We start from the raw sequence: 19940 nt of genomic DNA, 5'->3' as shown, positions 1-19940 counted from the left end.
TCAGCTGTGGTACCGATTCAGCTGCTTCTCGACGGTCGTCTTCAGCTGTCCGAGCCCCTCGTCGATGCCGACCTGCCCCTCGAACAGCTGGACGGACGTGTTCTGGATCGTCGTCTGGGCCTGTCGGGCCGGCCCGACGAGCATCCGCTTCGTCGCCGGGGTATTCTCCGCCTCCGTGAGCTGGTCGAACGCCGTCCGGTACATCGGGTTCTCCTCGAACCAGCCCGACGCTTCGAGCCGGTCGATGGCGGTCTGGCGGTTCGGGTAGTAGCCGGTCCCCTTGTGCCAGGTGATCTGGGACGCCGGTGAGGCCATGAACTCGAGGAACTGTCCGATCTTGGCGCGGCGGTCGTCGGGGAGACCGGAGGGCGCGAACCAGGAGGCACCGCCGATGACCGGTCCGACGCGGTCGCCGTCGACCGTGGGGTAGAAGGCGTTGTCCACCTCGAAGCCGTTCTCCTTTGCGCCCTGCCGTGCGCCGGTGACGAAGGCGGTGGAGGTGAGCAGCATCGCCGCGTTCCCGGTGAGGAACGTGGAGGTCGCCTCCCCCCACGCCTCGATGCCGGGGTTGGTGTAGAGGCCGTCGTCGGCCATCCCGCGCCACCACTCGTAGACGCGGCGGGCGGTCGGGTTGTCGGTGTAGAGCGTGGACGCCTTCCCCGCGTGGCCGTTCTTGGCGTCGAACAGCAGCTGGCCGTCGACGGAGTAGAAGTGCTCGACGAACCAGACGTGGTTCGGCCACGTGATGCCCGCCTCGGTGACCCCCTCGTCCACGAGCGTCTCGGAGTACTCCCGCACCGCCGCGAGCGAGGTCGGCGGGCTGTCGGGGTCGAGTCCGGCCTCCTCGAACGCCGTCCGGTTGTAGTACATGATGGCGTTCGAGTTGTTGAACGGCATCGACTGGAGCACGTCGTCGACGGTGAAAAACGAGGTGACGTTCGGGAGCAGGTCGTCGACGGGGAACGAATCGGACAGGAGGTTCTCGACCGGCTCGGTCGCGCCGGTGCCGAGCACCTGCTGTGCGAACAGGCTGTCGATCTGCGCGAGATCCGGTACCTCGCCGGATTCGAGCGCGCCGAGGAACTTCGTGAGCACGCCCTCGTAGGAGTCCTGGAAGACGAGGTTCACAGCGATACCCGTCTCCGACTGGAAGTCGTCGGCGAGCCCCTGGAGCACCTCGCCGTTCCCGCCACCCATCGCGTGCCAGATGGTGAGCTCGTCGCCGCTTATCGGCTGGACTCCAGAACTTCCCGTGAGACCCGTACAGCCGGCCAGTCCGACCGACGCGCCGGCCGCGGCGAGCGAGCGTTTGAGGACGGTACGCCGGGAGAGACTACTGTGCGCGGAACTGCGACTATCGTCGAGTGTTGTCATCGAAAAGTCCACTTGCAGGAACAACTAAGAAAGATTATATTTTTACTATATTATCTATCGGTCCGGACGGGGGGCGAACAGACCGACCAGAGGGTTATATAGAACTGACGGGACGAACGACGTACCGGCAACATCGTCCTCCATCTCCGAGTCACGGCACGGGTGGACGGTGGCGAGGTGTTGATTGCTCGGGGGGGTGTGGAACGGGTATGAGCGAGTACGTGGTTCCCCCGTCGTGGGTCGAGTCACACGACGCGCGGGTCGTGGACGTGCGCGACGCGTGGGAGTTCGACGGCATCGGCCACCTCCCCGACGCGGTGAACATCCCCTTCGACGCGTTCAGAGGAGAGGACGGCGAGGCCGGGAAGCTCCCTGGCGCGGACGTCTTCGCCGAGTTGCTCTCCGAGGCCGGCATCACGACCGACGACCACCTGCTCGCGTACGACGACACCCACGGCGTGTTCGCGGCGCGGTTTCTGGTGACGGCCCTTCTCTACGGCCACGACCCCGCGAAGCTGCACCTGCTGGACGGGGACTTCTCCGCGTGGCAACGCGAGGGGCGCGTCTCCCGCGAGCAGGGAGAGTGGGAGGCGAGCGAGTACACGGCGACGTTCCAGGAGGACGGCCCGCTCATCCCGTACGAGGAGGTGACGACCGCGCTCGAAGAGGACGCGCTGCTCGTCGACACCCGCGAGCCCGCCGAGTACGAGGCCGGTCACCTCCCCGGCGCGGTGCAGGTCGACTGGCGCGAACTCGTCGACGACGACACGCGCGGGCTCAAACCCGAGGCCGAGTTGCGAGAGATCCTGGAATCGAGGGGGATCACCCCCGATCGGCGCATCGTCCTCTACTGTAACACCGCGCGACGCATCTCACACACCTACTTCGTGCTCCGGCAGCTCGGGTACGCTAACGTGGAGTTCTACGAGGGGTCGCTCACCGAGTGGGAGGCCCGGGGCGGGCCCATCGAACGCTAACGCACCGAGAGCAGCGTTACCACCTCGATGAGCAGCGCGACGATGAGCGGGCCGGCGATGAAGCCGACGACACCCACCGAGAGCACGCCACCCGTGAACCCGACGAAGTAGACGCTTCCGGGGAGCGCGGCCGTCCGCTCCGCCAGTTTCGGGCGGATGAGCGCGTCGGGGAGGAAGCCGATGAGTGTCAACCCGAAGACGAGCACCAGCACCGCGCGACTCGGGTCGCCGAAGGAGAGGTCGAACGCCGCGAGCCCCACGACGAGGATGCTCGGGCCGACGATGGGGATGAACTGGAGGATCCCCGCGATGACGGCGTACGCGAAGGCGTTCACGTAGCCGAGCGCGAGGAAGACGACCAGCGCGATGAGGAACGTCCCGGCGGCCGTCGCCGCCTGCAGGACGTAGATGGCGTACAGCGTCTTCCTGATGCGGTCGTGCAGCGAGAACAGCACGTCGTGGTACGGCGGCGGGACGAGCTGGAGGAACCCCGTTCGGACCGCCCCCGGCTTGAGCAGGAGCGCGAAGACGACGAACACGAACAGGACGGCCTTCAGCGCGAGCACGGGGGTCGCACGGGCGACGTCGATGGCGAGGGCCGTGAGCGCGTCCTGGGCCGTGAGCAGCACCTCCTCCACGTCGATGACGTAGCTGAGGACGCCCAAATCGACCGTCACCGTCTCGGGGAGCGCCGCGAGTCGGTCGAACAGCGCCTGTCGCCGGGTGTACAGCGCGATGACGAGCGGGGCGACGAGCGCCACGGCCACGAGGAACGCCAGCGTCGCCGCGACCGCGCTCGCCGCCCGGTCGGAGAGCCCCCGCCGCACGAGCCGCGCCCGCACCGGGAGCAGTACGTACGCCACGGTGACGGCGATGAACACCGTCGCGAGCACCTCCCGAAGCAGGAAGACGGCGACCCCGCCGAGCACGGCGAGCAGTCCGGCGAGCACCAGCCTCCGACGACGTACCGATGTCACACCCACCCATCTCTCGGGGGCGACAAAACCGTTGAGGTGGGCCGAACCCGCCGCGCTTATGTATCACAGGGTGTGATTACTCAGTAATGAAGCGACGTGAGTTCCTCTCGGCCGCCGGTGTCGCCGGTGTGGCGGGACTCGCCGGCTGTACCGGCTTCACGGGTGGCGGCGAGCCCACGGGCACGCTGACCGTGGCGACCTACCCCTCCTTCGTCGACGACGAGGAGGCGGCGGGCGCGTGGTTGAAATCCGCGTTCGAATCGGAGTACGACGCGACGGTGGAGTTCGAGACGCCCGACTCCAGCCTGAACTACTACATCCGGCGTGCACAGGAGGACGTCCCCATCGAGGCGGACGTCTACGTGGGGCTGAACACCGACCAGCTCATCCGGCTCGACTCGGAGTTGGAGGAGCCGCTGTTCGCCGAGTCGCAGGGCGACCTCGCGAACGGCGACGCCGTCAAACAGCGGCTCCAGTTCGACCCCACCGGGCGCGCCGTCCCGTACGACACCGGCTACATCAGCCTCGTCTACGACGAGAACGAGGTGGACGAGCCGCCGACGTTCGACGCGCTGCTCGACCCCGCGTACGAGGACACCCTCATCGTCCAGAACGCCCAGACCGCCGCGACGGGGCGTGCCTTCCTGCTCTGGAGCATCCACACCCTCGGGGACGGCTGGCTCGACTACTGGCGCGAGCTGAAGGCGAACGGCATCACCGTCGTCGGGAGCTGGTCGGACTCCTACAACGCCTATCTCAATGGCGAAAAGCCCATCGTCGTCTCCTACTCCACCGACCAGGTGTACGCCAGCGCGCAGGGGCAGGACCTCTCGAAACACCAGATCGGCTTCCTCAACGACCAGGGGTACGCGAACCCCGAGGGGATGGCTCGCTTCGCGAGCGCGGGCAACGCGGAGCTGGCGACCGCCTTCATGGACTTCATGCTCACCCCGGAGGCGCAGGGCGAAATCGCCACCCGGAACGTCCAGTTCCCGGCCATCGACGACGCGGACCTCCCCGAGGACTTCGCGAAGTACGCGAAGGAGCCGCCCGAGCCGGTGACGTTTACCTACGAGGAGCTGAAGGGCAACGTGAATGAGTGGGTCGACACCTGGGCACGCGAGATCGCACAGGGCTGAGCGCGTCGCGCTCCCCCTGCTCGGCGGGCTCACGGCGCTCCTGCTCGTCGTGCTGCTCTACTACCCGGTGGGGACCGTCCTCGCCGAAGCCTTCGCCCCCGAAGGGTCGGTGAGTCTCGCGCCCGTGCTGGACGTGCTCGCCGACCCGTTCTACCACGACCTCTTCGCGTTCACCGCGTGGCAGGCGTTCCTCTCGACGCTCGCCAGCCTCGCGCTCGGCCTCCCCGGCGCGTACGCCCTCGCCCGCTTCGAGTTTCGCGGGCGAGAGACGCTGCAGTCGCTCACCGCCGTGCCGTTCGTCCTCCCCTCCATCATGGTCGCCGTCGGCTTCGTCGCCACCTTCGGGCGGGAGGGGCCGGTCAACGACCTCCTCCGATTCCTCGGCCTCCCCACCGTCGACCTCGTCTTCACCCTCCCGCTCGTCGTCGTGGCCCACGCGTTCTACAACGCCCCGCTCGTCACGCGCATCGTCGCCGCCGCGTGGGAGAGCGTCGACGGGCGCGCGGTCGAGACGGCCCGGTCGCTCGGTGCGTCCCCGCGAAAGGCGTTCCTCGACGTGGTCGCCCCCCAGCTCTATGCGGCAGTCCTCACGAGCGCCCTGCTCACGTTCATCTTCACGTTCATGTCGTTCCCCATCGTGCTCGCGCTGGGCGGGTTCGAGCTCGCGACGGTGGAGGTGTGGCTCTACGCGAAGGTCCAGAACCTCGAACTCACGGAGGCCGCCGCGCTCGCCGTCCTCGAAACCGTCGTCTCGCTCGCGCTCACCTACGGCTACCTGCGCTACGAGCGCGCGCAGGCCCGCGGCGCGCGGACCGTCTCCCCGCTCCCCCGCCAGTCGCTCCGGGTGCTCGACGCGAAACGCCTCGCGCTGCTTCTGTATGCAGGCGTCGTGGTCGTCGTCTTCGCGCTCCCCATCCTCTCGATGCTCGTCGCGAGCGTGCAGGGCCCCGACGGGCTCACTCTCGACTACTACGCCTTCCTCCTCCGACGGCAGACGACGGGGCTCGCGTTCCAGACGAAACCCCTTCCCGCCGTCCGGAACACCCTGCTGTTCGGCGTCGGCACCCTCCTGCTGGCCGTCCCCATGGGTATCGTCCTCGCGCTCGCCTCGAACCGGGAGGGGCCGCTCGCGCGCCTGCTCGGGACGGCGGTGATGCTCCCCTTCGCCGTCTCCGGGGTCGTCATCGGCATCGGTCTCTTGGAGGGGCTGGTGTTCGGCATCGAGCTGTTCGGCACTCGGCTTCGGGTGGGTGGCCCGCTCGCCATCGTCGCCGCCCACGCCGTCGCCGCCTACCCGTTCGTCGTGCGGAACGTCGCGCCGCTGCTCGCGGATCTGGACCGCGCCTTCTCGGAGTCGGCGCGGGCGCTCGGGGCGACCCGAGTCCGCGCGCTCGTCGACGTGGAGCTGCCGCTCATCGCCCCCGGTATCGCCGCGGGCGCGGCCTTCGCCTTCGCCATCTCGGTCGGGGAGTTCGACTCCACCATCATCCTCGCGGAGGGCTCCTCGGCGTACACCATCCCCATCGCCGTCGAGCGCTACCTGACCGACCGAACCTTGGGGCCGGCCACCGCAATGGGAACCATCTTGCTCGTCGTCACCGCCGGCTCGTTCGTCGTCATCGACCGCCTGGGAGGTGCCTACCGTGGCTAGGGTCGTCCTCGATTCCGTGTCGAAGACGTTCGGCGACACCACCGCGCTCGACGACGTGAGCCTCACCGTCGAGGACGGGGAGTTCTTCACCCTCGTCGGGCCCTCCGGGTGTGGGAAGACCACCACCCTGCGGACCGTCGCGGGGTTCGAGGAGCCCACGGAGGGGGAGGTGGCAATCGCCGGCGAGAACGTCGTGGGCGTCCCGCCCGAGGACCGGCACGTCGGCGTCGTCTTCCAGCAGTACGCGCTGTTCTCCCACATGAGCGTGGGCGAGAACGTCGGCTACGGCCTGCAGTTCCACGACGGGAGTCGAAAGCGAGTGCCCGAGCTGCTGGAACTCGTCGGGCTGGAGGGCTTTGCCGAGCGCGACCCCACCGAGCTCTCCGGCGGGCAACAACAGCGGGTCGCGCTCGCGCGGGCGCTCGCGCCCGAACCCGACTTGCTGCTGCTCGACGAGCCGATGAGTGCGCTCGACGCCCGCCTGCGTGAACGGCTCAGACGGGAGGTGAAACGCATCCAGCGCGAGCTCGGCGTCACCACCATCTACGTCACGCACGACCAGTCGGAGGCGCTCGCCGTCTCGGATCGGGTGGCCGTGATGAACCAGGGGAGGGTGGAGCAGGTCGGCACGCCCGAGGAGATCTATCGAGAGCCGCAGAGCCGGTTCGTCGCGGGCTTCGTCGGCGAGAACAACGTGTTCGACCGGGAGGAGCTTGGGGGGTGGACCCTCCCCGCGGAGGGGGAGACGGTCGCCGTCCGGCCCGAGGCGTTTCAGGTGGACGGCGGCGAGAACCGGCTCGAAGGCGAGATCACCTACACCGAGTTCAACGGCGCGAGCACGCGCGTGGGCCTCGACTGGAACGGGACCGAAGTGGTCGTCTACACGGACGACCCGCCATCGGGAGCGAAGCTAGTCGTCGGCTTCGACCCGGCCGACGCCGTCGTGCTGTGAGACGAACTGCTCGATGCCGAATTCGAGCATATCCGGCGAGACGGGTCTGAACTCCGCGGCCTCCTCGCCGAGGAAGCCCCGGACCGAGTCCCACGAGTCGCGGGCGTAGCGCTCGTCGAGGAGCACCCGGACGCCCACCTCGTCCGGCCCGCGAATCACGCGGCCGACGGCCTGTCTCGCCTTTCTGACGGCGGGCACGGTGAGCGCGTAGGTGAACCCGTCGCCGAAGCGGTCCTCGTAGGCCGTCCGGACCGCGCGCGTCCGGGGCGAGGCGGTGTTGATGATGGGGACGCCACAGACCACCGCGGCGGCCAGTCGGTCGCCCTTGTAGTCGACGCCCTCCGTGAGCGTTCCTCTGAGCGAGGTGACCAGAACCTTCGGCGGGCCGTCGAAGAACTCCTTCTTGAGGTCCTCTGTCACGTCGTCACCCGAGGCCTCGTCGATGAGTACCGGTTTCTCGTGGTCCGCCAGCATCGAGGCCGCCCACTGCGCCTCCGCGTAGGAGGGCATCCCGACGAGGACGTTGCCGGGCACGTCGGCGACCTGCCGGATGGCCCGCGCGTAGGCGCGGCGGGTGTCGTTCTCCTCGTCGGGGTACCCCCGTGCTCGCGGGTCGCTCTGCTCCCCGCTCGCTCGTTCGGGGCCGGGAACCGGCCCCCGATTATCGTGAGTGTATTTGGGGGTCGCGACGGCGAACGACGCCCGGTTCTCCTCCGGGAACGCGAGGCCGTAGGTTCGCTCGGCGATGGGGCGGTCCTCCTCCTCGGCGAGGTGGGTGAGCCCCGTCACCTCCGCGAACACGTCGACGGGGGCGAGGGTGGCACTCATGAGGACGCCGCCGCCGAACTCCCCGAGCTGGTCGCCGATGGCGCGGCTGGGAACGCAGTTCTGAATCGACAGCCGGGCGTTGTACGGTCGACGCCACGAGTCGGCCGGTTCCATCTCGTTCCACGTCCGTTCGAGCTCGATCTCGCGGAAGTACTCCGTGTGGTCGTTGCGGGACCACGCGTTCAGCACCCGGCCCGCGGCGGGTGCGGCGCGTTTCTTCTCCTCCTCTTCCGCGGTGTTGAGGATCAGAGAGACGACCGCCCCCACCACCTCCGCGCGGGACCAGACGGCCTCGCCGTACTCCGTCTTCTCCGCCCACGTCGTGATCTCGTCTGGCGCGGGAACCTCGGGGTCCCGGAGCGGGATTTCGGCGTCCCGGAGGTCGGTCATGTTCGACTGCCAGCCCCGCTCGTTCCGGTCGAGGTAGCCGGTGACGCGGCGGTCGAGTTCTTCTCTGAGCTCGCGGATGAAATCGCGGGTACGGACGAGTTCGTCGAGCGAGACGTCCGACTCGTTCAGGTGCTCGCGGATGAGGTCCTGCGCCTGCTGGAGGTCCTGGCTCCCGACGGAGCCCTGTTTCCCCTCGTGTTCGAGCGGCTGGATGACGCGGGTGAGTTCCCGTTCGGCGTCGCGGAGGGTGGAATCGCCCACGCCGTCGCTCACCAGGTCGCGGACGCGGGGTTCGAGCATGTGCGCCTCGTCGCAGACGACGAACGTCTCGTCGTCTATCAGGGGGGCCGTGAAGTTCTGCGTCGTCGTCGGGTCGAACGCGTGGTAGTAGTTGCCGACGACGACCTCCATGTGGGGCAAAATGGCCCCCATCATCGAGTGGGGGCAGGTGCCGTGCTGCACCGAGAGCCGGACGAGGTCGTCGGCCTCGATGAGCCCCTCGACGGTGAAATCGAACGGGACCGCCTCGGAGGCGTCGCCCTCCTCGGGCTTGTCGTCGAGATACTGCGCGTAGAACGGGCAGAACTCCACGTCGCTGTACTCCGGCATCTCCTCCGGGTACGGAGAGGGCTCGCCCGCGGTCTCGAGGTAGCTCGCGCCGTCGCGCCCGGAGTCGGCGAGTCCGACCTGCTGGCTCCGCGCCTGCGAGGCGAGTGCCCCCGCGGTCGTGTCGTCCGTGAGCGCACGCGTCCGGTCGCGAAGCCCCTCACACCGCTCGTAAACGTTCTTCGTGTCGATGTTCCCTCGATTCTCGCGGGCGTAGGGACACACGTCCGCCTTCCCGACGAGCGTCATCGCCGAGACCGGGTTCCAGCCGTCCGGGAGATTGGTATTGATGGTCTGCAGGTCCGCCTCGAACTGTCTGAGCTGCTGTTTCACGCTCGTGAGGACGAAGACGCGTTCGTATTTGGAGTCGGGGTCGCGCACGAGGTGGATGCCCGCGGTCAGCGCGAGCATGGTCTTGCCAGTGCCGCAGGCCCCCTCGATGACCGAGAAGCCCGAGTCCTCGGCCGTCTCGATGGCCGTCTCGATGCCGTCGGCCTGCTCGTCGTAGGGCGACGGATGCCCGAACACCGCACGCCAGTCCGACTCGTCTGTCACGTCGTTCGCTCGTGTCCGGGCGGGCATAGGGGTGTCGGCACGTGGCTCGTTCTCCGTTTTGAATGTTCGGACCTGCTGAGTTCGTTCTATTTGTTTCTCGGAATCCCCGACGTGCTACTGAACCGCGGGTACCGCTGATGACAACACTTCGAAAGCCCCGACGCGCTGGAGTCGGAGGCCTCGCTGCGCGCTTCGCTCACTCCGTTCGCTCCAGTGCTTGCGTCGGCCGCCTTCCCCCACCGCGCCGAAGGGGAGTCGCCTGCGCGGGCACTATCCGCGAAGCGGATATCCCGCGCAGCGACCGCGAGCGCTCGGGGGCTTTCGAGGTGGTGTTGATGGCTGTCCCCGCGGTGCAGTCGCAGGGCAGTACAGTATCTCAATTCGCGGCAGGCACCCCGAACCACCCACAACCCGAACCCGTTCGCGAGTGTTCACACCACCTGCACGAGAGGAGAACCGTTTACGGGCGTGAGCGAGAACACCGGGTATGAGCCAGGCCGAGTTCGACGTGGAGACGTGGCGCTCCGAGATAGAACAGTACCGCGGCGAGAAGGACGACTACTTCGCGGAGCACCCGCAGTCACCCCTGCCGCGAGAGGAACGCGAGGGGTTCGACGGGCTGGCCTACTTCGACCCGGACCCGGCGTATCGGGTGGAGGCCGAGGTGGAGCTCGTGGACGAGGACGACACCATCACGATGGAGACGACGGCCGATACGGAGGTGGAGTACGAGCGGGTCGCGCGACTCCACTTCGAACTCGACGGCGAGGAGTACTCCCTCGTCGCCTACCAGCAGGCCGACGGCCAGGGCGCGTCGCTGTTCGTCCCCTTCCGCGACAAGACGACGGGCCAGCAGACGTACGGCGCGGGGCGGTACATGGAGTTTGAGGTTGGCGAGGCGCGAAGCGCCTCGGAAAACGCGAGCGGGGAGCGAAGCGACCCGCGAGCGGAGGGGAGTATCGAGGACGTGGAGACGGTGACGCTGGATTTCAATCTCGCGTACCACCCCTTCTGTGCGTACAACGAGGCGTTCGCGTGTCCGCTCCCGCCCCAGGAGAACTGGCTGGAGACGGTCGTCGAGGCCGGGGAGAAACTGCCGAACTGAGCCGGAACTGCCGAACTGAGAACTCGAATCAGGGCGCGACGCCGACGGTGAGCAGCGTCCCCCACGTGCGGTAGCGGTCGACCATCGCCTCCCGCGTCTCCCAGTTCTCCGTGGGGAACTCGCTCTCGTCGGGGATCTCGATGTCGAGGTCCGGGATGGTGTCCTGCTCGGCGACGTAGAGCCCCGCCTCACGGAAGGCCTCGCGGTACTCCTCGCGGTCCCAGCGGGTCATCTCCACGGAGATGTTCTCCTGCCAGGCGTGTGAGGCCTCGTTCTCCTCGTAGTAGTTCACGGCGCAGTAGAAGGTGCCACCCGGTCTGAGGATCCGCGCGACCTCCTCGAGGGTGTGGTGGGGGTCGCTCGCGTAGTAGAACGCCTCCATCGTGAACACGTGGTCCACCGAGTCGTCCGCGAACGGGAGGCAGTCGAAGTCGCCGACGAGAAAGCCCACGTTCGGGTCGTCGGTGTAGGAGGTGGCGTTGCGCGCCATCTCCGGCGACCCGTCGAGCCCGTAGGCTCGGCCCGCACCCTTCGTCTCGCGGAGCGCGCGGGGGGCGTAGCCCGAGCCGGTCCCCAGGTCGAGAACCGTATCGCCCTCCTCCACGGGCATCCGGGCGAGCGCGTGTTTCGCCGTGTGCCAGTGGCGCTCCTCCATCCCCTTGTCGCGGCCGTCCGTCGCCCACGCGTCGAACTCCTGGCGGACACTCATATTCGAAGCCTCGCGGTCGAGGGGCAAAACGGGTTCGACTGTCCACGACGAGCGGGCGCCCAGCCAGCCGGCGAGCCGAGACACCCCCGAGCAGCGACGCTACAGACACCATTATTCCCGCGTGGTGAGTAGAGCCACTGTCGTGTCGCCGCCACGCGAAGCGCCCGCGTCGGACGCCACTCCCCGCGTCGGGACCATCGCCCGCGTCGGGATCATCGCCAGTGCCGACCACGCCGTGTTCGGCGAGGTGGCCCGCCGGCTGGCGGCCGAGGGGGTGGAGGTGGTGTTCCTGCCACCCGGTGTCTCCCTCTCCGACGAGCAGCTTCGCGAGCTCTCGCTGCTCGTCAACAAGAAGGTCCGGTGGCCCTCCTTCGACGCCCTGCGCCGCGCGGAGGAGCTGGGCGTCCCGACGTGGAACGGCTACGCGGTGTCGCTCACCCTCGCGAACCGGCTGGCCGCGCTCGCCATCCTCGCCAGCGCGGGGTTCGAGGTCCCGCCGGTCACCTTCGACCCCCCCGCAGGCGACTACGTGAGCAAGGCGTTCTTCGATATGGGGACCGAGCCGTCGGTGAATCGCCCCGGTGACTTCTACCAGCCCCTCCTGCGGGGAGTGCAGTACGACCTGAAGTACTACGCCGTCGACGACGGCGAGACGGTCCACGTCGCCTGCGTGCTGACGAGTCCGAAGCTCGGCGGTGGGAAGGGGGTCCTCGGGCGAATCGATCCGGACCCGGCGGTCGTCGACCGACTGCGCCGGCTCGTCCGGTCGCTCGGCGTCCGGTCGCTCGGCGTGGACCTCGTGCAGACGGAGGGCCGACTCGTCGCCGTCGACTGCAACGTCGCCCCCAGTTTCCGGGACGCGGGGCTTGAGGCGGCGCTCGTCGACTCCATCCTGTCTGCGGCCGGGCTTCGGCGGGTGGCCGACGACGGCTCCGTGGTCGTCGACGATGAGTGAGGGGGGGACATGGCGAGCCGACGACGATGAGTGAGGGGAACATGGCGAGCCGACGACGATGAGTGAGGGGAACATGGCGAGCCGAGAGGAGGGGGAGGAGAGGATGGTGAGAGAGCGCAGAGCAGACAATCACCGGGAGACGAACCCCGCACCCGGCGCGTGGCTTTTTATTCTGGGGCTGCCTCGGGAGGGTATGGCAGGTCCACGTCGTCGGTTCATGGTGGCCGACATCGCCCAGCAGATGGTCGGGGGGTTCCTCCTCGCGGGCCCGTTCGTCGTCACCGCGGAGGTGTGGCAGCTCGCCTCCGAGATGAGCCTCCTGCAGGGTGGGCTCACCGCCCTCATCGTCTTCGTCATCGGCTACGGCGCGCTGTATCAGGCCGACGACCGCGACCCCGACCGCGAGCGTGCCATCGCCGGCGTCCCCCTGCGGTTCCTCTCGCTCATGGTCGTCTCCTTCGGCGCGGTGCTCATCCTCGCGCTCGTGTTCAACGCCCCCGCGACGTTCCTCACGGACCTCGGCGTTCCCCAGGAGGACTGGCCGTACACCACCGCGACGGCGGTCGCCATCGGGAGCGTCTTCTCCGTCGTCGGCGCGGCCACCGCCGACAGCGTCTTCTGACCGGGCGCGGCCACCGCCGACAGCGTCTTCTGATCGCCCGCCAGCCCGGCGGTCTCTGACCGGGATTTAAGAGCGGGCGAGACCATTCCCGGACATGGACTACGAACTCGCCATCGAGAACACACCGGACACCATCCCCGGAGGCACTGGGGTGCTGCTCATCCACCCGTCAACCGGCGAGACCGACCGCCTCGACACCGACTTCCTGAAGACCGACACCGACCACCTGCTCGTCGTCTCCACCCGGACGACCGCGCGTGAGGTCCAGCAGAAACTGGAGTACTACGACGTCGACGAGACGAAAGCCGACATCCTCGACACGCTCTCCATCGAGCGCGGCTACTCCCGGCGCTCCTCCGAACACGTCCACTACGTCTCCTCGCCCGACGACTTGGACGGAATCGTCGCCAAGGTCGAGGAGTTCCTCACCACCCACGACGGGAAACTCCGCCTCTCGTTCGACTCCATCACCGAGATGGCCTACTACGCCGACGAGGACCGCGCGTTCGACGCGATCGCCCAGATCCTCGACCTGCTCGCGGAACACGACGCCGTCGGCCTCTTCCACCTCGCGGAGGAGGTCCACGACCCCGAAGTCGTCACTCGCTACAAGGAGCTGTTCGGCGCGGTCATCACCCTCACCGAGGACGGCACGGTGACCGGCGACTTCGAGTAGGAGTACTCAGGAGAGCTTCTCGAACGTCTTCTCCGCCCACGTGACCGCGTAGCTCGCGCCGTGGTGTCGGTAGGCGTCGGTGTCGAGCGCGGCGAAGGGGACGGGGATGTCGACCCCGTGTTTCACCGCCGCACACGCGAGCTCCGCGGCATCCGCGAACCCGGTCTGTCCCATCGCCACGTCACTCGCGAGCCCGGAGAGTCTCGGTCCGAGCCGCTCGCCGGCGTCGGCCCACGCGGCGTGGAGGGCGGGATACTCGTCGCCCCACGCTGAGAACGCCTCGCGGGTGTGGAGCCCGACGTACGCGTCGTAGAGCGCCGCGGCGAGCTGATAGGTGTCCGCCGGGGAGAGCGGCGTGGCGGCCGCGAGTTCGTGGTAGGACTCTTCGAAGAAGCCGAGGAAGTGCTCCGGGAGCTCCGAGCCGGCCTCGACGAGCGCCTCCGCGATGAGGAAGTCGATGAACGACTCGGGAGAGCCCCGCAGCCGGGGCTTCACGATGACCGTCGGCGGGACGGTCTGGCGAGTCCACGTCACCCCGCCGTCGCCCGGCGCGCCGACGGTGAACGCCCCCGAGGCGAGCCGGTGGAGAGCTCTGGGGGCCTCGTCCGGCACCCACTCGCTCGGGTAGGAGCGCGGCGCCAGCGAGTCGGCCTGCAGCCCCAGACTCTCCGCACGCTCGGGGTCGAGGATCTCGAAGTCCGCCCCCGAATCGAGGACGGACGTGCCGGGGGCGTAGTCGTCACGCACCCGCGCCACCTCCGGCGCGAGTTCGCGTGGCTCGAACATCCTACAGCGCCAGCGAGACGATGAGAGCCACTGAGAGCAGTCCGGAGGCACCGATCGTACCGAGAACGTATTTCGTTGCGTCGCTCATACCCGCCCTTCCGACGGAGGGCGTTTAAACCCTTCAGTTCGGGCGAACACCGGCGGGGTGGAGGGGGAAACGAGCCGGACAGCTCGGTGATTCGAGACGAGGTGAGCCGACCCCGTCGACGACCGAGACCATCGTTTCATGTGAAGACGATTTCCTGAGGAATGGTGTGGAGCTGTCACACGATACCGGTGTGAGCGTTCCACACGAAACGAAGGGGTTTGGGAGGTGGTCGCAGGGATGTGGGTGGGAGGCAGTCGGAGGCAGTCGGAGGGAGGTGGGTAGAAGGTAGTAGTAGGGAGGACGAACTGGAACGCGGTTACAGGGAGGACGAAGCGAGAACGGGAGAACTAATCCCGGTCCTCGCGGTCGCCCATCCAGTTCTCCGGGACCTGGATCACGTACCGACCGTTCTCTTGGAGCGCGATGATGTACTCCTCGCGGTCGTACAGCTCCATGAGGTTCAGCTCGTACTGGCCCGGTTCGACGATTTTGATGGACTCGAACTGGTCGTTGAGCTGCTTGCGGAGCTCCTCCATCGAGGGCTCCTCGCCCGTCGGCTCCTGAGCCACGCGGCCCTCGCTCGGAGAGGCGGGAGTCTCGGCGGCCTCGACGGACGAGGAGTCGGCTTCCGCCTCCTCGACGGCCGCCTCCGTGCCGGCTGCAACCTCCTCGTCGCTGGCGATCTCGCTGCGCGCGCTCGCCTGTGCGAGGTCCTCGGCCGTCTCGTCGTCGCGCCGCGCATCGGCGTCGATGATGTCCGCGTCGTGGCCCTCCTCTTCCGTGGGCTCCGGTGGGGCAGACGAGACCGGTTCCTCGTCCGGCCACGGCGCGGCCGGGTCGGGCTCCTTCGAGAGTGCGTCGCGCACCTTCGTCGCGGTGCGGCCGACCTTCGAGGCGACGTTCGAAGCGCGAGAGGGCTCCGGTGGTTCCTCGCCGGCAGGGCTCGGGTCCTCGCTCGCCGACCGTTCGGCCGGGGCGGGACCGCTCGTGGAGCCCTCGTCCGCGGCAGACTCCGAAGTCGGTTCCGACGACGGCTGGTCGGCCGGCTCCGACAGGCTGCTTCCGGACGGGGAGAACTGGAACTTGTTGCCCCCGCAGTCCGGACAACCGCTGAGCATCTCCTTCGAGCCGTCCGCGAACGTGTGCCCGCAGGTGGTACACTGGTGGGGCATTACTTCCGGCGGATGAGCGTGCTGATGAGGTTCTCGTCCTTGTGCAGCGTCTCGATGCGGTTCGCGGGGCCGATGACCGTCATCTTGCTCTCGCTCGTCTTCCCCATCAGCTTCCCGAGCAGGCCGCCGTCGCTCGACTGGCCCGTGGGATACGTCTCGATCTCGATGCCGGAGAACCCATCAGGGGAGATCTCCGACATCGTCACCTCGATGAGCTTCGACTCCTCCTGGGGGTCGAGCCCCTCTTCGAGGATGACGATGTTGCCGTCGTGGACGCCATCGAGGATGAGTCGGATCTTCTCCATCGTCCGGAGCCCGTTCATCCGCTCGCCGCTGATCAGGTCGATCTGGACACCGTCGTCGTCGTCCGGGTGGGTGATTTCCGCCATGATGTTACCCGAAGTACTCCGAGATCTTGTCGTAGACCTCGTCCATGTTGTCCCCCTCCAGTGCCGAAAGCGGGATCGTCTCGTGCTGTGGGAAGGCGTTCTTGATGCGTTGGACGGACGAGTCCTCGAGGTCCGTCTTGTTCGCGAGGATCAACACGGGGAGGTCCTGTGACTCGATGATGCCGATGAGCATCGTGTTCACCTGCGTGAACGGGTCCGTCGAGGAGTCGAGCACGTAGATGACGCCGTCGACGTCCTCGCGGAGCCAGTGCATCGCCTCGGCGACACCCTCCGTGGCCTCGCGTGACCGGCGGATGGCGTCGTCCTCCTCGATGTCGTGCTCGAGGAACTCCTTGTAGTCGACTTTCGTGGTGACGCCGGGCGTGTCCACGATGTCGATGGTGACGCTCTTGCCGTTGCGTTTGATCTCGACGTTCTCCTTCCGGCGGGCACGGCGCGTCTCGTGGGGTACGTGGCTCTCGGGGCCGATGGCGTCGCCGGTCCAGTCGCGTGCGATACGGTTGGCGAGGGTCGTTTTGCCAGCGTTCGGGGGGCCGTAGATACCGATGCGTTTCGGATCGCTATCCGAAAACAGGCTCGAGGTCACCCGCGAGATGCTGGATCGTAGGTCGGTGAGTATTCCCATCCTGTCCTCCATCGGCCTCGGTTTCCCGTGGAAATCCGGGCCGCTCTGCACGTACAACCATCCTGAAGTCACTTAAGCTTGTGTCAGACACGTTCGCACACCCGGACGGGCGGTTTCGACCGCTCGACGGGAAACGAACCTGATTGGGGAGACGGGTTCGAACGGCTAGCTGGAGAGGAAGCGAAGGGGTAGAAGTGTTAGCATACGACACAGAGACCGACGGCTCTAGTGGACATAGAGAGCGACGCCTCTAGTGGAAGGACGGTCGGGGAGCAAACGGGAGTCATCCGAAGGTCCCCCCTCCACTCGACCGGAGCTTCAGCTCGATCGGGGAAATTCTCTCGAACGGAGACACCATTCATTCCCATCCATCTCAATCCATTCCCATCCATCTCAATCATGGTGTGCTAGCGTTCGACACGAAACCGTGGATGCGGCGTCGCGTCAGTTTCTAGGTGGTACGTACGCGAGCGCGCTAGCCGACCAGCCGGGAGAGCGTCTCTACAGCAGTATCTGCCGAGGGTGAAATCGGCGTGAGAGCTCGAGGGGAGGTAACATTCGGTGACTCGGTGAACCCCCACCCCTTTGTTTCGAGTGGAACACGAGGAGAGGGTAGGACCGGGGCGGATGTCGAAGAATCGGGTGATCGGCGGGAGGAGGCGTGAGGCGCACGAATACAGCCGTTTCACGGCAAACAGACCACACGACCCACCTCTAACTCCCGCTAGCCCTACTACGGGTTTGGTTGTTCGTTATCTGTTATAGCTGTTTCCCTCTCTATCTAGCCTTCTCGAGCTCGACCGACCCCCACCCCACCCTTTTGTTCTCGTTCCACCCGAAACGAAGGGGTGGGGGTGTCTCACCGTCCTGTCAATACTCCCGACCGAGCGCGGCGAAACACCCTAGAGATACGGGATTTCAGGGGTTTCACATCTAGTACGGGTGTTGATATTCTAGGACATCTAGGCTTCATCTAGTACCTACGTTTCTCCTCTAGTGGGTGGTGCACCCACGGCAATTCCCGCTTCGAGACCCCTTCGTTTCCACTCGACCCCCGCGCTCGGAACGACGGTTCCTCCTCTCTGGTCGTCGCAGCTGCCTCCTTGACTGGTTGTTCACGGGGGCTTCCCGCGATTACCGCTCTCTCCTCGTTCCTTGGATTTTCGTCTCCCGGATTCTCACCCCCCTGAATCCTCGTCTTCCAGATCATCGCCCCCCGTTTCGGGTCCACGGCGCTCGGACCGGCAGCGTTCGGGGCCGAGTCGCCCTACCGGTGTCGGCCCACCCGTGCGATGTTCTCAGGTACGATGTTCTCAAGTGCGATGTTCTCAGCATCGTAATATTTAATACCGTTTCAACCACCGGTTCGTTTGCATCAACTGGACTCGTCGTCCGGGGACGGAGGCCCAAACCGACCACTGTCGGCCGTCTCCGTCGTCTTCTGTCTCCCTGGGCGCTAGTTCCACTCGAAACAAGGGGGTCACACCGCATGGAACACACAGACGACGACACTGGGTCGGATACGGACTCATCGGCGAACGCCACGGACTCATCGGCGAACGCCACGGACGGACTGTCCGACGATCCATCGACGGCATCGGAGCGAGAAGTATCCGGGGAGACAGCGGAATCCGGATCGACCGGCGGGCAGCCGTCGGCGGCCACCAGCGGCGACACCAGCGACGCGACCCCCGGTGACGGCCCCGACGGTTCGGCGCTCACCGACGAACCCACCGGCATCGAGGACATCGACGAAATCGACCTCGAGGAGGTGGTGCTCGACGAGACCGACGACGCGCCGGACGAGGCCTCCCGTGGCCTGTTCGACGACCTGCTCGAGGGTGAGCCCATCTTCGAGAACAAGGAAGTGCTCAGACCCTCCTACACCCCGCACAAGCTCCCCCACCGCGAGGAGCAGATCAACAACATGGCGACCATCCTCGTGACGGCCCTGCGCGGGGAGACCCCTTCGAACATCCTCATCTACGGGAAGACGGGGACCGGGAAGACCGCTTCCGCGAAGTTCGTCTCCGAGGAGCTGGAGACCACTTCCCAGAAGTACGAGGTCCCCTGCGAGGTGGAGTACATCAACTGCGAGGTGACGGACACCCAGTACCGGGTGCTCGCCCAGCTCGCGAACAAGTTCATCGAGAAGAACGAGGCCGTCATCGACGAGACGGTCGCCGACCTCGAACAGCTCCACGAGGACGTCCAGAACCACGAGGCCACGCTCACCGACACCGAGTTCTCCTCGCCCGAGGAGATCGAAGAGCGCATCGACTCCCTGCAGGAGGACAAGGAGAACTTCGAGCCCGCACCGATGACGGGGTGGCCGACCGACCGCGTCTACTCCACCTTCTTCGACGCCGTGGACTACCACGAGCGCGTCGTCGTCATCATGCTCGACGAGATCGACAAGCTCGTCGAGAAGTCCGGCGACGACACCCTCTACAACCTCTCGCGGATGAACTCCGAACTCGAGAACTCGCGCGTCTCCATCATGGGTATCTCGAACGACCTGAAGTTCACCGACTTCCTCGACCCCCGCGTGAAATCGTCGCTGGGGGAGGAGGAAATCGTCTTCCCGCCGTACGACGCCACGCAGTTGCGAGACATCCTCCAGCAGCGCTCGGACGTGGCGTTCAAGGGGGATGCGCTCTCGGAGGACGTCATCCCGCTGTGTGCCGCGTTCGCTGCACAGGAACACGGTGACGCGCGGCGCGCGCTCGACCTTCTCCGCACCGCGGGCGAGCTCGCCGAGCGGGGCCGCACGGACGAGGTCCTCGAGGCGCACGTCCGGAAGGCCCAGGAGAAGATCGAGTTGGACCGCGTCGTCGAGGTCGTCCGCACGCTCCCCACCCAGTCCAAACTCGTCCTCTTCGCGACCATCCTCTTGGAGAAGAACGGCGTCCACAACATCAACACGGGCGAGGTGTTCAACATCTACAAGCGCCTCTGCTCGGAGATCGACGCCGACGTGCTGACCCAGCGCCGGGTCACCGACCTCATCAGCGAACTCGACATGCTCGGTATCGTCAACGCCGTCGTCGTCTCGAAGGGCCGCTACGGCCGGACGAAGGAGATCTCCCTCTCGGTTCCCATCGACGAGACGGAGGCCGTGCTGCTCTCCGACTCGCGGCTCGGCGACGTGGAGGAGGCCCAGCCGTTCGTGCAGGCGCGGTTCGATAACTGACGCCGGTTCTCCGACTTCCACCGAGGCGAGTCGTTCCGACTTCCATTGACGCCGAGTCGCCCCGACCCCACACTGGTTTGACTCGAAGACTGACGGGGAGTCTCCCCGACTCCCCGATCCCTTGACTTCGACTCGAAACGGTCCCGTACT

18 protein-coding genes are annotated in these 19940 nt (G+C 66.8%); 9 read left to right on the top strand and 9 right to left on the bottom strand.

The window, feature by feature from the left end:
- Entirely contained in the window at positions 1 to 1197 is a 1197-nt protein-coding gene (locus tag ACQUQR_RS13210; protein ID WP_435196988.1) for an ABC transporter substrate-binding protein, read from the bottom strand.
- 386 nt (positions 1198 to 1583) lie between these two features.
- Here ACQUQR_RS13210 and ACQUQR_RS13205 point away from each other — a divergent pair, with 386 nt between their 5' ends.
- Positions 1584 to 2351, top strand: a complete 768-nt coding sequence (locus ACQUQR_RS13205) for a sulfurtransferase (protein WP_435196952.1) — start codon at positions 1584 to 1586, stop codon at positions 2349 to 2351.
- Here ACQUQR_RS13205 and ACQUQR_RS13200 read toward each other — a convergent pair.
- Positions 2348 to 3328: an AI-2E family transporter gene (locus ACQUQR_RS13200; RefSeq protein ID WP_435196951.1), complete on the bottom strand. Its 981-nt coding sequence runs from the start codon at positions 3326 to 3328 to the stop codon at positions 2348 to 2350. The genes ACQUQR_RS13205 and ACQUQR_RS13200 overlap by 4 nt on opposite strands.
- Positions 3329 to 3414: 86 nt before the next feature.
- On the opposite strand from ACQUQR_RS13200, the gene ACQUQR_RS13195 reads away from it, so the two are divergent.
- The 3 genes from ACQUQR_RS13195 to ACQUQR_RS13185 are packed head-to-tail and all read left to right on the top strand — an operon-like array spanning position 3415 to position 7070.
- Positions 3415 to 4467, top strand: a complete 1053-nt coding sequence (locus ACQUQR_RS13195) for a thiamine ABC transporter substrate-binding protein (RefSeq protein ID WP_435196950.1) — start codon at positions 3415 to 3417, stop codon at positions 4465 to 4467.
- Positions 4424 to 6118, top strand: a complete 1695-nt coding sequence (locus tag ACQUQR_RS13190) for an ABC transporter permease (protein ID WP_435196949.1) — start codon at positions 4424 to 4426, stop codon at positions 6116 to 6118. Before ACQUQR_RS13195 ends, ACQUQR_RS13190 begins: the two co-directional genes overlap by 44 nt.
- Entirely contained in the window at positions 6111 to 7070 is a 960-nt protein-coding gene (locus tag ACQUQR_RS13185; protein ID WP_435196948.1) for an ABC transporter ATP-binding protein, read from the top strand. Before ACQUQR_RS13190 ends, ACQUQR_RS13185 begins: the two co-directional genes overlap by 8 nt.
- Here the strand turns inward: ACQUQR_RS13185 and ACQUQR_RS13180 are convergent.
- On the bottom strand, positions 7029 to 9449 hold the full coding sequence (locus tag ACQUQR_RS13180; protein ID WP_435196947.1) for an ATP-dependent DNA helicase: 2421 nt from the start codon (positions 9447 to 9449) through the stop codon (positions 7029 to 7031). The genes ACQUQR_RS13185 and ACQUQR_RS13180 overlap by 42 nt on opposite strands.
- A gap of 487 nt (positions 9450 to 9936) precedes the next feature.
- Here ACQUQR_RS13180 and ACQUQR_RS13175 point away from each other — a divergent pair, with 487 nt between their 5' ends.
- Positions 9937 to 10554: a DUF1684 domain-containing protein gene (locus ACQUQR_RS13175; protein WP_435196945.1), complete on the top strand. Its 618-nt coding sequence runs from the start codon at positions 9937 to 9939 to the stop codon at positions 10552 to 10554.
- A 28-nt stretch (positions 10555 to 10582) separates the two neighbouring features.
- Here the strand turns inward: ACQUQR_RS13175 and ACQUQR_RS13170 are convergent, their stop codons facing one another.
- Positions 10583 to 11263, bottom strand: coding sequence for a class I SAM-dependent methyltransferase (locus ACQUQR_RS13170; RefSeq protein ID WP_435196944.1), 681 nt, complete (start codon positions 11261 to 11263; stop codon positions 10583 to 10585).
- A 142-nt stretch (positions 11264 to 11405) separates the two neighbouring features.
- On the opposite strand from ACQUQR_RS13170, the gene ACQUQR_RS13165 reads away from it, so the two are divergent.
- The 3 genes from ACQUQR_RS13165 to ACQUQR_RS13155 all read left to right on the top strand — a co-directional run bounded on the left by ACQUQR_RS13165 (position 11406) and on the right by ACQUQR_RS13155 (position 13516).
- Entirely contained in the window at positions 11406 to 12218 is an 813-nt protein-coding gene (locus ACQUQR_RS13165) for a histidine kinase (protein ID WP_435196943.1), read from the top strand.
- 193 nt (positions 12219 to 12411) lie between these two features.
- Positions 12412 to 12840 (top strand): DUF2391 family protein, encoded by a 429-nt coding sequence (locus ACQUQR_RS13160; protein WP_435196942.1) that lies wholly within the window; start codon positions 12412 to 12414, stop codon positions 12838 to 12840.
- Positions 12841 to 12934: 94 nt separating this feature from the next.
- Complete coding sequence (locus ACQUQR_RS13155; RefSeq protein WP_435196941.1) at positions 12935 to 13516, top strand: DUF7090 family protein; 582 nt, start codon at positions 12935 to 12937, stop codon at positions 13514 to 13516.
- Positions 13517 to 13522: 6 nt separating this feature from the next.
- Here ACQUQR_RS13155 and ACQUQR_RS13150 read toward each other — a convergent pair whose 3' ends face one another.
- The 5 genes from ACQUQR_RS13150 to ACQUQR_RS13130 all read right to left on the bottom strand — a co-directional run bounded on the left by ACQUQR_RS13150 (position 13523) and on the right by ACQUQR_RS13130 (position 16597).
- Positions 13523 to 14302 (bottom strand): DUF7089 family protein, encoded by a 780-nt coding sequence (locus ACQUQR_RS13150; RefSeq protein WP_435196940.1) that lies wholly within the window; start codon positions 14300 to 14302, stop codon positions 13523 to 13525.
- 1 nt (position 14303) lies between these two features.
- Positions 14304 to 14390 carry a hypothetical protein gene (locus tag ACQUQR_RS13145; protein ID WP_435196986.1) on the bottom strand — a complete coding sequence of 29 codons (87 nt, stop codon included), beginning with the start codon at positions 14388 to 14390 and terminating at the stop codon, positions 14304 to 14306.
- 347 nt (positions 14391 to 14737) lie between these two features.
- Positions 14738 to 15562, bottom strand: a complete 825-nt coding sequence (locus ACQUQR_RS13140) for an OapC/ArvC family zinc-ribbon domain-containing protein (RefSeq protein WP_435196939.1) — start codon at positions 15560 to 15562, stop codon at positions 14738 to 14740.
- Positions 15562 to 15951, bottom strand: coding sequence for a DUF2073 domain-containing protein (locus ACQUQR_RS13135; RefSeq protein ID WP_435196937.1), 390 nt, complete (start codon positions 15949 to 15951; stop codon positions 15562 to 15564). Before ACQUQR_RS13135 ends, ACQUQR_RS13140 begins: the two co-directional genes overlap by 1 nt.
- A 4-nt stretch (positions 15952 to 15955) precedes the next feature.
- The gene (locus ACQUQR_RS13130) at positions 15956 to 16597 is read right to left on the bottom strand and encodes an Era-like GTP-binding protein (RefSeq protein WP_435196936.1); all 642 of its coding nucleotides are present in this window, start codon (positions 16595 to 16597) and stop codon (positions 15956 to 15958) included.
- Between the two features lie 1489 nt (positions 16598 to 18086).
- Between ACQUQR_RS13130 and ACQUQR_RS13125 the strand changes: the two genes are divergently transcribed.
- On the top strand, positions 18087 to 19790 hold the full coding sequence (locus ACQUQR_RS13125) for a Cdc6/Cdc18 family protein (protein ID WP_435196935.1): 1704 nt from the start codon (positions 18087 to 18089) through the stop codon (positions 19788 to 19790).
- Positions 19791 to 19940: the final 150 nt, after the last annotated feature.

The sequence above is a fragment of the Natronomonas sp. EA1 genome (assembly GCF_051195035.1).
GTDB lineage: Archaea > Halobacteriota > Halobacteria > Halobacteriales > Haloarculaceae > JBNTJV01.
This window is presented reverse-complemented; position numbering and strand designations above follow the sequence as displayed.